The sequence below is a fragment of the Rosistilla oblonga genome (assembly GCF_007751715.1).
Classification (GTDB): domain Bacteria; phylum Planctomycetota; class Planctomycetia; order Pirellulales; family Pirellulaceae; genus Rosistilla; species Rosistilla oblonga.
In genome coordinates this window covers 947,164-963,068 of sequence record NZ_CP036292.1, presented here as the reverse complement: position 1 = coordinate 963,068, position 15,905 = coordinate 947,164, and the positions used below count along the sequence as shown (strand labels likewise).

Annotated in this window: 9 protein-coding genes; 7 read left to right on the top strand and 2 right to left on the bottom strand. The window is 59.3% G+C overall.

What is annotated here, in order from left to right:
- Positions 1–575: 575 nt before the first annotated feature.
- Positions 576–4,268, bottom strand: a complete 3,693-nt coding sequence (gene metH / locus CA51_RS03375) for a methionine synthase (RefSeq protein ID WP_145117798.1) — start codon at positions 4,266–4,268, stop codon at positions 576–578.
- 377 nt (positions 4,269–4,645) lie between these two features.
- Here metH and CA51_RS25625 point away from each other — a divergent pair, with 377 nt between their 5' ends.
- From CA51_RS25625 to CA51_RS03355, 5 genes are all read left to right on the top strand, one after another.
- Positions 4,646–6,235 (top strand): hypothetical protein, encoded by a 1,590-nt coding sequence (locus tag CA51_RS25625; protein WP_197451561.1) that lies wholly within the window; start codon positions 4,646–4,648, stop codon positions 6,233–6,235.
- Positions 6,236–6,257: 22 nt separating this feature from the next.
- Entirely contained in the window at positions 6,258–7,643 is a 1,386-nt protein-coding gene (locus CA51_RS03370; RefSeq protein WP_197451560.1) for a hypothetical protein, read from the top strand.
- A 65-nt stretch (positions 7,644–7,708) separates the two neighbouring features.
- On the top strand, positions 7,709–8,536 hold the full coding sequence (locus CA51_RS03365; protein WP_145117794.1) for an ExeA family protein: 828 nt from the start codon (positions 7,709–7,711) through the stop codon (positions 8,534–8,536).
- A 184-nt stretch (positions 8,537–8,720) separates the two neighbouring features.
- Entirely contained in the window at positions 8,721–10,487 is a 1,767-nt protein-coding gene (locus tag CA51_RS03360) for a vanadium-dependent haloperoxidase (RefSeq protein ID WP_197451559.1), read from the top strand.
- A gap of 320 nt (positions 10,488–10,807) precedes the next feature.
- Positions 10,808–11,437, top strand: a complete 630-nt coding sequence (locus CA51_RS03355) for a hypothetical protein (protein WP_145117790.1) — start codon at positions 10,808–10,810, stop codon at positions 11,435–11,437.
- Positions 11,438–11,539: 102 nt separating this feature from the next.
- Here the strand turns inward: CA51_RS03355 and CA51_RS03350 are convergent, their stop codons facing one another.
- A complete protein-coding gene (locus CA51_RS03350; RefSeq protein ID WP_231745975.1) occupies positions 11,540–12,985 on the bottom strand; it encodes a TIGR00341 family protein in 1,446 nt (481 codons plus the stop codon).
- Positions 12,986–13,226: 241 nt separating this feature from the next.
- Between CA51_RS03350 and CA51_RS03345 the strand changes: the two genes are divergently transcribed.
- Both CA51_RS03345 and CA51_RS03340 read left to right on the top strand, forming a co-directional pair.
- A complete protein-coding gene (locus CA51_RS03345; protein ID WP_145123999.1) occupies positions 13,227–14,828 on the top strand; it encodes a glycine--tRNA ligase in 1,602 nt (533 codons plus the stop codon).
- Between the two features lie 157 nt (positions 14,829–14,985).
- Positions 14,986–15,777 carry a DUF1559 domain-containing protein gene (locus CA51_RS03340; RefSeq protein ID WP_145117788.1) on the top strand — a complete coding sequence of 264 codons (792 nt, stop codon included), beginning with the start codon at positions 14,986–14,988 and terminating at the stop codon, positions 15,775–15,777.
- Positions 15,778–15,905: the final 128 nt, after the last annotated feature.

Genomic DNA, 15,905 nt, shown 5'->3' with positions numbered 1-15,905 from the left:
GGATGATCGTTTTGTCATAGCTGTCAGCAGTTCAAACAGGAAAAAATCCACCAAGGACGAGCGAATCCAGATACAAGGCGCCGTCCCCTAAGCTTAATACAGGACGGAAATACCGAATCGCGCAACTCACCCAAACTCACTCAATCGGAAATTTTCTCGCGACAAGACCAAGTGTATCGTCGCAACCCGCATTCATTGCGTACCTTGCGCAATCGGAACACCACCGCCAAGGCAGCAAAACCCGACCTAGAATTCAGGAAAAGCTATGTAATTCTGACGGGATCGGGTGCCAAAAGTTCCCAAGTAGCACCGCCGAAGAGGCCTCCGCTGCAACCGGCACGCCACATAGCGTCCTCACAACGACGACAGCATCAAACAGCGCAGGGGCCCCCGTACGGTAGATGCACTGCGTGCAGTGGCGAAGCCACGGCAGGTAGAAGCCTGGGGACCCAAGTCCCAGGAAATCAGACGAATAAACCCTCCCACCGCAGCCCACACTCCACCCGCCCGGCGGAGCCGGGAGGGTCGGAAAACGAGCCTTCAGCGAGTTTTTCGGGGAGGGCTTACCCTCGAGATCAGGAGGGTTCGTACGCCAGATTCGGCGACAACCAGCGTTCGACTTCCGACAACGGCTTTCCTTTCCGTGCCGTGTAGGCTTCGATCTGGTCCTTGGTGACTCGATCGACAGCGAAATACCGCGACTCCGGATGGGCAAAATAAAGTCCGCTGACACTCGAACCGGGCGTCATCGCGTAGCTTTCGGTCAGCTCCACGCCGGTCTGCTTTTCCGCGTCCAACAGATCGAACAGCGTTCGCTTTTCGGTGTGGTCGGGGCTGGCGGGATAACCTGCCGCCGGACGGATTCCGCGGTACTTCTCGGCGATCAACTCCTCGGTCGAAAGGCCTTCGGTTTTGCCGAAGCCCCAATCCTCGCGAGCCCGCTGGTGCATCAGTTCGGCAAACGCTTCGGCCAACCGGTCGGCAACCGCTGAAACCATGATCGCCTTGTAATCGTCCAGTTCCTCCCGGTACTTCGCCGCCAACGCTTCGGCCCCCAGGCCTCCGGTGACCACAAAGCCGCCGATGTAGTCTTCGCGTCCCGAATCGATCGGTGCGATGTAATCGGCCAACGAACGGAAGTCCGATTGTCCCTTGCGTTCCCATTGCTGACGCAAGAAATGGAAGCGAGTCAATTCCGCCGAACGCGATTCATCGGTGTACAGAATCACGTCGTCGCCATCGCTAGCTGCGGGCCAGAAGCCGTAGACCGCGTTGGCTTTCAACGAGCCGGCCGCGATCACTTCGTCCAACACGCGGTTGGCATCTTCGTACAGTTCCTTCGCCTGCGCTCCAACCGACGGATCGTCGAAGATCTTGGGGAACTTGCCTTTCAGTTCCCAAGTCATGAAAAACGGCGACCAATCGATAAACGGGCGGATCTCTTCCAGCGGGAAATCGGTGAGCGTCTTGGTCCCCGTAAACGCGGGCTTATCGATTTGTACGGTCTGCCAATCGGTGGCGAAACGTTTCTCCAACGCTTCGGCGTAGGGGACCAGTTTTTGTTGGCGGTCGCGGTAACTGGCGACCAGCTTTTTCTGCAGCTCGACATTTTCGGCCATATAGGCGTCGCGATGCTCGGCGCTGATCAACTTCTCGACCACGTTCACGCTGCGACTGGCATCCAACACATGGAACACCGAACCATCGTACGCCGGGGCGACGCGAACCGCTGTATGCTTGGCACTGGTCGTCGCTCCGCCGATCAACAGCGGCAGCGACATCTTCTTGCGTTTCATCTCGCGAGCGACGTGGACCATCTCGTCCAAGCTAGGCGTGATCAGCCCGCTCAACCCGATCATGTCGACGTTGTGCTTGACCGCCTCTTCGAGAATCGTCTCGCTGGAGACCATCACGCCAAGATCGATCACCTTGTAGTTGTTGCACTGCAGCACCACCCCAACGATGTTCTTGCCGATATCGTGAACGTCTCCCTTGACCGTGGCGATCAGGAACGTGCCTCGCGCGGCGTGGCTCTCGATCCCAGCTTCTCGCTTTTCCTGCTCCATGAATGGTTCCAGATAAGCGACAGCCTTTTTCATCACCCGAGCACTTTTGACGACCTGCGGCAGGAACATTTTTCCTTCGCCAAACAGATCTCCCACGACCGACATACCGGCCATCAGCGGCCCTTCGATGACGTGCAGGCAGCGATCGAAGTGCTGCCGCGCCTCTTCGGTATCCTCGACGATGTACTTATCGATTCCCTTGATCAACGCATGCTTCATCCGTTCGATGACAGGAGCGTCGCGCCACGCGAGGTCTTCGCCCGCCTTCTGCTTGCCGTCTCCCTTGACCGTCTCGGCGAACTCCAGCATGCGGTCGGTCGCATCGGGGCGGCGGTTCCACAACACGTCTTCGACATGTTCCAACAGATCCTTGGGGATCTCTTCGTAGACCTCCAACTGCCCCGCGTTGACGATCCCCATGTCCAACCCAGCTTTGACAGCCTTATATAAGAAGGCGCTGTGGATCGCTTCGCGGACGCGGTCGTTGCCGCGGAAGCTGAAGCTGATGTTGCTCACGCCGCCACTTGTCTTGGCTCCCGGGCATTCCTTCTTGATCCGAACCACCGCGTTGACGAAATCGACGGCATAGTTGTTGTGCTCGTCCATGCCCGTCGCGACGGTCAAAATATTGGGGTCGAAGATGATGTCTTCGGGTGGGAACTTGACTTCGTTGACCAACAGATCGTAAGCCCGTTTGCAGATCCGAACTTTGTTGTCTTCATCGGCCGCTTGACCCTCTTCATCGAAAGCCATCACGACCGCGGCGGCACCATACTGGCGAACCAATCGCGCCCGTCGCAGGAATTCTTCCTCACCATCTTTCAGCGAGATCGAGTTGACGATCGCCTTACCCTGCGTGTTCCGCAGCCCCGCTTCGATGACTTCCCATTTACTGCTGTCGATCATCACCGGCACTGCCGCCACGACGTCGTCGCCCGAGATCAAACGCAGGAACCGCGTCATCGCTTCGGCACCATCCAACAGGGCATCATCGAAGTTGATGTCGATGATCGTGGCACCGTTTTGCACCTGCTCGCGAGCGACTTCGACCGCCTCGTCGAACTGATCGCCTCGGATCAGACGAGCGAACTTCTTGCTGCCGGTCACGTTTGTCCGTTCGCCGATCATCGTGAACGGGATCTCCGGACGCATCACCATCGGCAACTGGCCCGACAGCCGCGTGTAGATCGGTCCGGTCTGCTCCTGCTTGGGCCGCTTGCCCTCCACTCGCTGAGCCATCGCGCGGATGTGATCGGGAGTCGTTCCGCAGCAGCCACCCAAGATATTGATCCAGCCGTTGTCAGCGTATTCGCCGACGATCTCCGCCATTTTGGGAGGATCGAGGTCGAATTGCCCCATCTCGTTGGGCAGCCCCGCGTTGGGGTGACAGCTGACGGGAATCCCGGTCGCGTGCGACATCTCTTCGACGTGGGGACGCATCACATCGGGGCCGAGGGCACAGTTCATGCCGACCGATAGCAAAGGAAAGTGAGCCAGCGAAGTCACAAAGGCGTCGACAGTCTGGCCGCTGACAAACGTCCGGCCTCCCTTGTCGAACGTTCCGCTGACCATCACCGGCACGCGGCGTCCGCCGCCGTCAAAGTAATCTTGGATCGCAAACAGGCACGACTTCAGGTTCAACGTGTCGATCGCCGTCTCGGGCAACAGGATGTCGACTCCCGCTTCGACCAACGATTTCACTTGGGCTTTGTAACTGGCGACCATCGCTTCGAAGGTCGTGCTGCGAAACGCCGGATCGTCGACTTGCGTACTGATCGCCAACTGCTGCGTCGTCGGACCGATCGAACCAGCGACAAACCGCGGCTTGCCCGGCGTCCGTTCGGTCCATTCGTCGGCAGCTTTGCGAGCACACGCGACCGCGGCGTGATTGATCTCGTCGACCAATTCCAACGGCAGATCGAATTCGACCATTCCGACCGGCGAAGCGCCAAAGGAGTTGGTCTCGACGATATCGCTTCCCGCTTCAAAATAAGCGCGGTGGATATCGGTGATCTTCTCCGGGTGGGTCAGACATAAGATGTCAGAGAAGTTTTTCAGATCTTTGTGGTGATCTGCAAACCGATCGCCGCGAACCCCCGCTTCGTCCAGCCCCAACCGCTGAATCATCGTTCCCATCGCTCCGTCGAGGATCAGGATACGTTCTCGAATCAGATGGGGCAGTAGATCGATAGGGTTGGTCATGGAAAGTATTTGCTATCTCTGAGTTGATTTAGTTTTTAACCGGGGGGCACGGCAGGCTAGCCCGGGCGCCCGATTGTACGACATTTGTGGGGCGAGTTAAGCCATCGCAACAAATCTGGCTACAGTCTGAGGCACGCGAGCCATTCTGTCAGTACCGCAACGGAAGCAAACATCGACAATCCGCATCGCCTCGCCAACCGGCACAGTCGATCGATCTTGCCTCGCCTTTCTCGATTGACTATTCGTTAAATCACTCAAGATCGATGTAACCGGTACCGATACCGATACAAAGAGGAGCTTGTGCGGCGATTAGGTTCGCAGAGCGCGGCCAGAAAATCCCCAGGATGGCAAAACGCCACGTGTCAAGGAATGACCAGATGTCGTCAACGTCCAACCCACCGACGGTTCACCGACCACGCCCATCGTCTCGGCCAACCGGCGGCGGATTGCCAACGCTATTCCGAATCCCCAACCTGAACGATCGTCCACAAACGAGCGAACCGGTTGATGCTGCGCCCTTGGCAGCACCCAGCACCGATTTTGCCGAAACTCCTCCACCGACACCTCCGGTTTCCGAACCGGCTCCTGCGCCCGAACCGGTCTACCAACGGATCGACGCCAGCCACACCTATGGCGATCTCCCCGAACTGCCGCCGATCAGCGAACCGGCAGACGGCACCTGGATGGAGACGGTTGGATCGCGTCTGGTCCTGATCCTGCTGTTCCTGGCAGTCGCAACCGTGGCGATCATCGCTACCCGCGACGTTCCGCCGGAATCGCGAGCTCAATACCTGGCCGATGATTCCGAACCGCTTCGCTCCAGCGATCCGGTCCACGTCGCCGATGCGACCGCCTTGCCAACCGAACCTGCCGATTCGGACCACGCCAGCATCGGGCTTCCAAGCGATCCCGCACTGCCGCCCGAGATTCACGTTGTCTCGCCGACAATCGAACCACTGGCCCCGCCGGAAACCAATTTCGAAGCGGAGGGTGAAACTCATCTTTCCAGCGATCAAGAAGCTGCCGAGACGCCGGACGCCGAAGCGACGCACGACCACGCTCGCGACCATGCCCACGATCTCCCCAGCCTTGGCGAAATCGAAGACGAACCTGAGACGGAGCTCCCTGCGTTCCCGATCCCCAATCTCGCGTTGACGGGACCGCAAGCATCTGCTCCGGCGGACGATACTACTGTCGAGAGCCCACAGTCGGGCGACAGTGAAGCTCAAGCCGCAACGGAACCAACAACCGACGAGCCACGTGTTGCCAGTCGCCCCGCGATCGACACACCAGCTGACACAACCGCCGATTCAACTCCTTCGCAGTCCTATCAAGCGACCAGCACGCCAAACACGATCGCCGACTGGCGGCAATTCATCCCGTCGGATGCCGGGGCTGACAATCCAACCAACATTGCCATGGCTCAGCCAACCGAAGGGCAAACAACCGCTCCTGGCAATCAGTTCAACTACCCGACCGATCCGGTCTCGCCAAGTCCACTGAATCCGCCGCAATACCCGCCATACATGGGTGAACCGGCAGCGGCAGCGAACCAACCTCCGTATGCTCCTCAACAAGCATTCGATCCGCAACAACAGGCAGCACAACAACAGACATTCGCGGCGCATCAACAACAGATGGCTCAGCAGCGACTGATGGCAGCCCAACAACAATTTGCGCAGCAGCAACAACAACAGATGGCGGCTCAACAGCAGCAGGCTCAGTCGCAACAGCCGACGCAAACCTATGTCCCAGGGCAGGGTTACGTCGGGCAATCGTTGCCGCAGGCTCCTTATCAGCCTCAGCAACAAAGCGGTTATGCACCGAACTACGCAGCACCGCAGAACAATTACGGCCAGCCTGCAGGCGCTGGCTATCCAATGCACTCGCCAGCGGCGGCAGGCGGGTATGCCAACCCAAACCAACCGCCCTATGCCGGTCAGCAGCCCTACGTTCCCAGCCGATGAACCTGTTCTCGAGTACCAAGCTATGACTACCAGTATCGATCAGGCATTTCGTAAAGCGTATGCCAAACGCACCGGAACGTCCGGGTCCACCAGCGAATCGGCTAACGGAACGATCGCGGTCTGGATCGACGACCCCTCGGGACAGTTCTTCCGAAACGAGCCAGCTCACGCCGTCGGGGCACCTCACTTCCAACAGGCTCCGGCTACCGAATTGCCAGTCGCCGAATCGGAAACACCCGCTGCGGAGGCTGACAAGTTAGCCAACGCCGCCAGCGAACCGGCCACGCCGCCGCAACCTGCAGCGCAGCAAACTCCCGCCGCACAGGCTCCAGAAACACCGGCTGCACCACAAGCTCCCGCCGAACAACCGATCGCTGCCGCAGCGTCCCCGCTGGTATCCGACATCGATCTGGAACCCGAAGCGGAACCGATGACCTATGCCGACCCATTGGTTTCGGTCGAGGTCTCTGCGACCAATCCACAACCGGTGGTTCGCCCGATCGACATCGCCGACGACGAACCGACGGTCGTTGTTCCAGCTCCCTTTGTTCCAGCTCCCGTTGTCGCTAAGCCAGCGATCGAACCGCAAATCGATATCCGTCCGGGAACGACGGCTTACGATGCGTGGTCGGCAAAGTTGGAGACGCTCGAACTGCCGAAGAAGGCCGAGGCTCCCCTGAGCAGCGAGCCGACGATTTCCAAACAAGCCGCCACGATCAACCGCGAATCCCTGCCAGCCTTTGCGCCGGTCTGGGAGGTCGACGAGTTTGTTTTGCCGGAAGTCGCCAAGAACCTTGCGACCGACCACTTGCTTCCGATGGGTGCCCAACTGGAACGCGCCAGCCGCGAAGGGCTGCAAACGATGGCTGTCAGCAGCCAGAATCGCGACACCGGGCGTTCGACCGTTGCGATCGCAATCGCTCAAGTCGCCGCGACCGCCGGGTTGCGTGTGGCGTTGGTCGATGCGGATACCGAAAACCCATCGCTGCTGGAAAAACTGCAGCTGGAAATGAGCAACGACTGGGTCGACGCGATCGCTCAAGACGTGTCGATTGAAGAAGTCGCGGTGCTGTCGCTATCGAACAACTTCTGCTTCCTGCCGCTGTTGAAAAAATCACCGGAACAACTCAAGCAGGTCGACCGCTGTGCCGCGTCGCTGCTAGAGCGTCTGAAACTGCACTTCGATCTGATCGTGGTCGACTTCGGACCGCTGCACCACGCCAGCTTTGGACTTTCGATTCCGCTGAGCGATGAGTTTTTTGACGCGGTGGTGCTGATCGAAGACATGCGTCGAATCGATCCCGAAACACTCGAAACATATGCTCGCCGGATCCGTGCGGTCGGCATCGAAAACATTGGCCTGATCGAAAACTACACCGACGCCGACGCATCCGACGCCGCCGTTTAAAGCGTCGCGACGATCTCTGGATTCGCTCGCTGATCGTTGAATCAATCGCCTGGGGAAGGACCAAAATGTATAAAAGCCACTGGAATCTGACCGAACGCCCGTTTGAAAACTGGTCGAACGAACAGTTCTATTATCCTTCGGAAGTCCACCAGACGGCGCTGCTGAAACTGCGATACGGCGTCGAAAATCGCCGCAGCGCGGCGGTCCTGTGCGGCGAGAGTGGGATGGGCAAGACGATCCTACTGGACAGCTTCGCCCGCCAACTTTCGGACGATTTTGGCCCCGTGGCTCAAGTCGTCTTCCCGTCGCTGCCGGGCGAACAACTGCTCTCCTACATCGCCGACCAATGGACCGGCAGCACCGGCGACGATAACGAATCGATGCGCGGCGCGTTGGGGCGGATTCAAACTTTCCTGAACAACAACGTCGCCGCCGGAAAACATGCGGTTCTGATCGTCGACGAAGCTCATCTGCTCAGCGATTCACAACAACTTGAAACACTGCGGCTGCTGCTCAACATCAACGCCGGCGCCGAAGGCTCCGAATCGGCGTGGACCTTGATTCTGGTTGGTCACCCGACGTTGATCAGCACGATCGAACGCAACCGCGCTTTGGACGGACGCGTGTCGGTCAAATGCGTGCTGCAACGGTTGTCGATGGAACAGACCGCGGGATACATCCAACATCGCTTAGCCGCTGTTGGTGCCGAGATCGACAAGATCTTCACGCTGGCAGCCCTCGAAGCGATTCAGCTCCGCAGTTCCGGCATTCCGCGCCGGATCAACCGCCTGTGCGATCTCGGTTTGATGGTCGCCTACGCCGAAGACCAATCGCAAGTCGACGCGCACCACATCGAAGGCGTCTACAACGAACTCGTCTCGATCCCCGCCTAAAAGTGAATCCGGGCGAGGCCAATCGGCTGAAGCCTCGACACCAGCGCTGGAGTCGAGGCTTCAGCCGAAATCGTTGGAGTCGAGGCTTCAGCCGAAACATACGATGACCATTAACCCCCAGCCAAAACGACGCCGTAAAACACGGCGACCGCTATCGCTTCAGCCTTTGGAACCTCGGTTCTGCATGGATTCCGCGTGGCAGAATCCGGCGTTGCCACTGGACGTCGATGGCAGCGGATTAGTCACCGATGCCGACGTGGCGGCTCTTCTCGATCGGCTGAATCAAACTCCCGATCATCAACTGCCCAGCGCGCGTCCGTCGGGAGCAAACTACTTCGATACCAACGGCGATCGTCTGGCGACGCCAATCGACGCGCTGCGAATCCTCAACGCCCAGTATCGCTATCGCGAACAACCGACGCTGGCTGTCGGCATGGCATCGACTTCGGACCCCGACGGCAATGGTGTCATCCTCAGCGAGACGGTGAAACTGGTTGGCCAATCGGCTCCCGGAACACGCGTCGAAATGGCCGACGACGCAGGGCAGGTGCTACAAACATCGCAAGTCGACGGTGACTCGGGAACCTTCGAATTGACGACGGTCCTTTCGCCGGGGATGCACGATCTGCAATTCACGGTCACCGATCCGCTAGGGCAATCGACGACCACGACGCGGCAGATTCGCTGCGGCGATGTCGCAGTCAACTGGAACGCGGCGGCGCTGAACGTTATCCGCGAATGGACGACGACAAGCGACGATCCTTACGAAGGGCGTATCGTCACGTCCGAACCGCCGCGCGTCGCCCGCAATCTGGCGATGATCCAGACGGCGATGTTCGATGCGATCGCCACGATCGAAGGAGGCTACGAAACCTACCTTCCGATCGCCGGCGTTCCTGCCGCCGGAGCATCCGCCGAAGCCGCAGCGATCGAGGCAGCCTACACCGTTTCGACGGCACTTTATCCCGACGCCGATTCGATGGCGATCTGGAATGCGGCGCGGAACGAATCGCTGGCGATGATCGCCGATGGTCCCGACAAATCGGCTGGACTCGGCTTTGGCGAATCGGTCGGCCTGCAAATGCTTGCCCTTCGGGACGACGATGGCTCGCTGGCAACGCAAACTTACACTCACGGCGATGCTCCTGGAGATTGGCAGCGGACCGAGCCTGACCACTTGCCTCCGCTGCTGCCTCAATGGATCGATGTCGAGCCGTTTGTCGTCGACGATGTCACAACCTTTCGTCCTGCGGAACCGCCAGCGCTTGCCAGCGACATCTATGCCGCATCGGTCGACGAAGTCATGCGACTGGGCGGTGTCGACAGCGTCGATCGCACCGCGGACCAGACCGAGATCGCGACCTTCTGGTCCGATGGCGGCGGAACGTTTACGCCGCCGGGTCACTGGAATCAGATCGCCGCCGACGTCATGGTCGGGCAACAGCAACCGTTAATCGAAACCGCCCGCACGCTGGCCTTGCTGAACCTCGCGATGGCCGATGCGGGGATCGCCGCCTGGGACACCAAGTTCCATTACGATCTGTGGCGGCCGATCGATGCGATCCAGCGAGCCGATGAAGATGGCAATCCAGCGACCGATCAGGACGACGCCTGGCGACCGCTGCTGACCAGTCCGCCTTTCCCGACGTACACCTCCGGACACAGCACCTTCTCCGGAGCCGCCGACGCGGTGCTGACAGCACTGTTGGGCGACAACGTCAGCTTCACCAGCCAAACCGACGCGTTTGCATCGCCGCAGCAGCGGCCGCTGGATCCGAACCTTATCGTCACGCGGACCTTCGACAGCTTTTCCGAAGCAGCCGAAGAAGCGGGGCTGAGCCGAATCTACGGCGGCATCCACTTCGACTTCGACAACACCGCCGGCCTCGACACCGGCCGCGCAATCGGCACGCAAGCCGCTGCAACGATGCTGCGTCCATTGGACGGTTGAGCACGCGGTCGCCTGACTCCAACGTTTTCGCCTGAAGGCTCGACTCCAGCGCTGGAGTCGAGCCTTTAGGCGACCTCCCCACCCGAGCACCAAGGCATACGCCGCCCAATCGGCGGTTCTTTCAGATTCCTTGCGTGTTTCCAGAAAGCGACATGTTAGAATCAGAGTTCCCCCGAACCACCGGCGGCCGCGCTGGAGTCAAGGCTTTAGCCGACCGCGCTGGAGTCGAGGCTTTAGCCGACCGCGCTGGAGTCGAGGCTTTAGCCGACCGCGCTGGAGTCGAGCCTTTAGGCGACCACAAGCCACTGGAGCCCTGTGCGATGCCCACAAATCCAGAGACGATGTATCGGTGGCGTAAGATGTCGCCCGAACAGCAACGTGAGGTTTTGGCCGAGCGACGGAGGTATGGCCGGCCCCCTCATAGCCCACCTCATATCGAAAGCGACACGACGTCCTGCTACCTGATCACCGCAGCGTGTTTTGAGCATCGGCCGTTCATTGGGTATGCATCGCAGCGAATGAGCGCGTTCGAACAGGAGCTTGTGGATCTGCTGGGCACACAATGCTCTCACGTTTATGCGTGGACGATCCTCCCCAATCATTATCACTCGCTCGTCGATACGCCGTCGGTGAAAGGCCTGCTGAAGAAGCTCGTGCAATTGCACGGTCGCAGCTCATACCTCTGGAACCGTGTGGAAGATTGTCGCGGTCGGCAAGTGTGGTGCAATGCGGCGGAGACAGCGATGAAGTCCGAAGGGCACTTCTATGCAACCTGGAACTACGTACTTAACAATGCCGTCCGGCACGGCTACGTGACGCAGTGGATCGAATGGCCGTATTGCAATGCAGTGGAATACTTGCAGGCGATCGGACGAGATCTGGCGCTGAAGAGATGGCAAGCGTATCCGCCCTACGATTTTGGGAAAGGCTGGGATCCGCCGGAGTTATAGATGCTGGGTTCTTCGCCTAAAGGCTCGACTCCAGCGCGGTCGCCTGAAGGCTCGACACCAACTTCGACTCGTGCCGTTTCGCCTGAAGGCTCGACTCCAGCGCTAATGCTCCACCACCACGACCAGGACTAGCGAGGTGAGCATCAGCAGCAGCATCAGGGCGCGGTTGGCCCAACGCTGCTTCTTGCCAAAGCGATGGTCGCCGCGGATGCCGCTGAGCCACAAGATGAAGGACGATCCGACCATGATCGTCAACACATTGGCGGTGAATAACAACAGCGGGCCGGTAACGGGCAGACACCGCGTGGGCGTTGTCGGGATCGGCAGGAAGGCCAACTGCAAGCCGGCGGTTGCAACCGGTGGGACCAACGCCGCGGCGATCGCTGCGCCGGCCAAGGCGCTCGACAGGTGCGACCGCGTCCGCGCGTAAGCGGCTGCTGAACCGCCAACCAGGCCAACGAGAAAGTCGAGGATCGATGGATTGCTACGAGCCCACATCTCGGGCGTCACCTCGGCTCCTTGAACCATCCGCACCAACAACCCGAACAAAAAACTGGTCGCCAATGCGCACAGAAAGCCCACGCCGACCGTCATCCCGGCGCGGCCAAACAGCGGCCGGTTGCCATAGGCCAAGGCGAGGCCGGCTCCCATGATCGGCGTCATCAACGGTGCGACCAGCATCGCCCCGATGATCACCGCGGCAGAATTCTGCACCAATCCAAAGGCAGCCAGACAAGTCGCGGCGCACATCATCGCCACAAATTCGAACTGCAGCGACGAATTGTCGGCTAGGTTTTCGGCCAGCTCCATCCGCGCCTCCCGCTCCATCGGCGGCGACCATTCGAAGATCTTCTTCTCGATCGACGACCAAGTATGCTCCACCCAGCCCATCCGATGGCGAAGGATCACAACCGTCGCGGGAATATCGAGATCCAACAATTGACGCGCGATCGCGAGATCACCGTTTGGCTTGGTAGTCCGTTGGACCGCCGTGACGACAAGATCGTTCGATTGCAACTGAAGTTCGGCCAAACGATCGACCAACAGCTCGCGGCGACGGGCGCTGTCGGCGGCGGTCAGTTCATCGGGAGCGTCGAACGCCAGCTTGCGTTCGGCCATCTTGGGATTGGCTCGACAGATCCGGCCGATCGAATCCGATTCGTCGTTGAGCAGTTCGACGATCCGGCCGACCTCCCCCGAAAACTCCGCTCCCGGATCCAACAGCATCGTGCGGCAGGGAGAACGTTCGAACAGGTTGCTGAAAAACGCTTGCTGTTCCCCCGCGTAGGGCATCACAAACCAATCGACATGGCGGCACTGCGACAACCGATGCAGCAGCTCCGTCTCGTTTTCTGTTACGCACTGCACGCGACTCTCGACCGACAGTTGCTCGCTGCAGCGATTCGCGTAGGCCGCCAGGGAACTCTTCGCTTCAGCGATCACCCAGATCGTGACCGTCGACGCCGGGGTGGAACCAAAATGAGCCAACAGAGGCAGACAGCGGTCGAGCTGCTGGACGGAACTGGCAAGCAAAATCAACTGCGACACGAACAAATCCCCTTCAAATCGGGCTCGCATCGACGCCTGTCCGCTCCGATTTGTCGAAACCAAAGGTCGATCGAACACGTATTGACGCAAATCGCTCGTCGGCCAACAAGTGGCCAGGGCGATGAGATTCTCAACCGGTCTACCTGTTTTCTGAAAAGCGTCGTAGACTTGCGGACATTCAATAAGCGTTCAACCTTCTTTAAAACCCCAAAACTGCCAGAGTCTAGCCGCCATGATGCCAATGGAGAAACTCGTCGCGCTGTGTAAACGGCGTGGTTTCCTGTTCCAATCCAGTGAAATCTATGGAGGGCTGCAAGGTTTTTGGGACTACGGACCGCTTGGCGTCGAGCTGAAGCGGAACGTCAAAGCCGCTTGGTGGCACGACATGGTCGGCGGCCACAACGAATTGGTCACGCCTCCCGGTGCCCCCGGCACGTACGAAATGACCGGCCTGGATTGCACGATCATCATGCATCCGCAGGTCTGGAAGTGCTCGGGCCACTACGATCTGTTCCACGATCACATGGTCGATTGCCGCGAAACTCGCAAGCGTTATCGTTTCGACCAAGTCCGCGGACGTTGGGTCGAAGCGAAGGACCAGAAGATCTTTGTCACCACGACCGTGGAAGCCGACGAAGAGCAAGCCGATGTGCAGCGGCGGGCACTGAAGTTCTTTAAGCTTCGCCCCAAAGATGCCGAATCGCTGAAATACGACGGCGATTTCGCCACCTTGGACAGCGTCCAAGAGCAGGAAAAAGTCTTGGGCCCCGACGCCAAAGAACTCGGCACGCTGACCGAGCCGCGCGAATTCAACCTGATGTTCAAGACGACCATCGGTGCTCTCGGTGGCGAAGCGGACACCGCTTTTCTGCGTCCCGAGACCGCGCAAGGCATCTTCGTCAACTTTAAGAACGTTCTCGACAGCAGCCGGATGCGGCTGCCGATGGGTATCGCCCAGATCGGCAAGAGCTTCCGCAACGAGATCACGCCGCGGAACTTCACCTTCCGTTCGCGCGAGTTCGAACAGATGGAGATCGAGTTCTTCTGTCACCCCGACGAATCGCACAAGTGGTACAGCTACTGGCGCGATCGCCGGCTGCAGTGGTACAAGGACATGGGCCTTTCCAGCGACCGCTTGATCATGCGTGAACACTCTGCCAGCGAACTGGCCCACTACAGCGTCGGCACCGCCGACATCGAATACGCCTTCCCGTTCATGGCCGAAGGGGAATATGGCGAATTGGAAGGGGTTGCCCACCGCGGCGACTTCGACCTCCGCAGCCACATGGAAGGCAAGTTGGATCCGAAGACCAAACCGATGGAAGTCGAAAAGAACGAGCATGGCCAACCGAAGCATCGCGGCAGCGGCAAGGACCTCAGCTATCGCGACGATCTGACGGGCGAAAAGTACATCCCGCACGTCGTCGAACCCTCCGCCGGTGCCGACCGCGCGACGCTGGCCTTCTTGTGCCAAGCGTTCAGCGAAGACGAACAACCCGATGAAAAGGGGAAGATGCAAACTCGCACCGTGCTGAAATTCCACCCGCGGCTGGCACCGATCAAAGCGGCTGTCTTCCCGTTGGTGAAGAAGGACGGAATGCCCGAAAAGGCCAAAGAGATCTACGGCATGCTGAAAGAGAAGATGTCGACGTTCTACGACGAAAAGGCGGCTGTTGGTCGTCGTTACCGTCGCCAGGACGAAGCGGGAACCCCTTTCTGCATCACCGTCGACGGAGATTCGTTGAAAGAGGACACCGTCACGATCCGCGATCGCGATTCGCTGAAGCAATGGCGTGTGGCGACCAAAGACCTCGTGGCCGAGCTGACCGAACGGCTCAGCTAACGACCGCCAACTTGGTGTCGATCGGTCGATCGAAGAAATCACAGCAGCACCCTACAACGGCGGCGTCCGTTTTCCAGTAGGATGATGCGAGGGTAGGGGAGTGGCGACGGGCCGCTCCCGGCCTACTGTGATTTCAACTTTCGACCCAAGAGGCGTCATGAGCAATCAGCCACCACCCGCGCAATTTCCTCCCGACGCTCCCTACGGCCAACCGGGGCAACCACCGGCACAGAAGAGCAACACGCTGCTAATCATCGTGTTGGTCCTGCTGGGGCTAGGGGCGCTGCCATGCCTGGGTATCTGCGTTGGTCTGTTGTTACCCGCGGTCCAAGCCGCCCGCGAAGCGGCGCACCGCGTGGAGTGCAGCAACAACATGAAACAGATCGCCCTGGCGATGCACAATTACCACGCCGCGTATCGTGCCCTTCCTCCCGCCTACACCGTCGATGAAGCCGGGCAACCCTTGCACAGCTGGCGGACGCTGATCCTACCCTTTCTGGAACAGAAAGCACTTTACGATCAGATCGATCTCAACAAACCGTGGGACGACCCTGCCAATCAGCAGATCGCCTCGTCTGTTCTCGAAGTCTTCGGATGCCCATCCGCGTCCGATCCTACCGTCACCGGATACGTCGCCGTTGTCGATCCAAGCAGCGTGATGACAGGTCCGGTAGGAACAAGTTTTCGAGAGATCACCGATGGGTCATCCAACACGCTCCTGTTTGTCGAAGTCGGCCCGGATCATGCCGTCCCTTGGATGAGTCCTCAAGATATCGACTTGCCAACGTTCGAGAGCTTTGCCGGGCAAGAACGGCACGCCACCAACCATCCTGGCGGAACACACATCACCATAGCCGACGGCTCAATCCGCTTCTTTCCCAATACCATTGATGCTTCGACGCGACGCGGCTTGGTTACAAAAGCGGGCGGCGAACAACTGCAATTCTAAGCGTCTGTCGCCGATATCCCCTCGCCGGCTCCAACCTCCGCACCGCGGGTCAGGAGCCGGAGCGGCCCATCGGCAAAGCGAGCCTCGCCGCGGCTGCCTGCAACAATTGCCCCTCAAAAGCAGAGGAG

Bases quoted from the DNA above. Each gene is read 5' to 3' on its own strand.
- CA51_RS03340 (WP_145117788.1), top strand. From the start codon at position 14,986: ATGAGCAATCAGCCACCACCCGCGCAATTTCCTCCCGACGCTCCCTAC.
- CA51_RS03365 (WP_145117794.1), top strand. From the start codon at position 7,709: ATGTATAAAAGCCACTGGAATCTGACCGAACGCCCGTTTGAAAACTGG.
- CA51_RS25625 (WP_197451561.1), top strand. From the start codon at position 4,646: ATGTCGTCAACGTCCAACCCACCGACGGTTCACCGACCACGCCCATCG.
- CA51_RS03360 (WP_197451559.1), top strand. From the start codon at position 8,721: ATGGATTCCGCGTGGCAGAATCCGGCGTTGCCACTGGACGTCGATGGC.
- CA51_RS03345 (WP_145123999.1), top strand. From the start codon at position 13,227: ATGGAGAAACTCGTCGCGCTGTGTAAACGGCGTGGTTTCCTGTTCCAA.
- metH (WP_145117798.1), bottom strand. From the start codon at position 4,268: ATGACCAACCCTATCGATCTACTGCCCCATCTGATTCGAGAACGTATC.
- CA51_RS03370 (WP_197451560.1), top strand. From the start codon at position 6,258: ATGACTACCAGTATCGATCAGGCATTTCGTAAAGCGTATGCCAAACGC.
- CA51_RS03355 (WP_145117790.1), top strand. From the start codon at position 10,808: ATGCCCACAAATCCAGAGACGATGTATCGGTGGCGTAAGATGTCGCCC.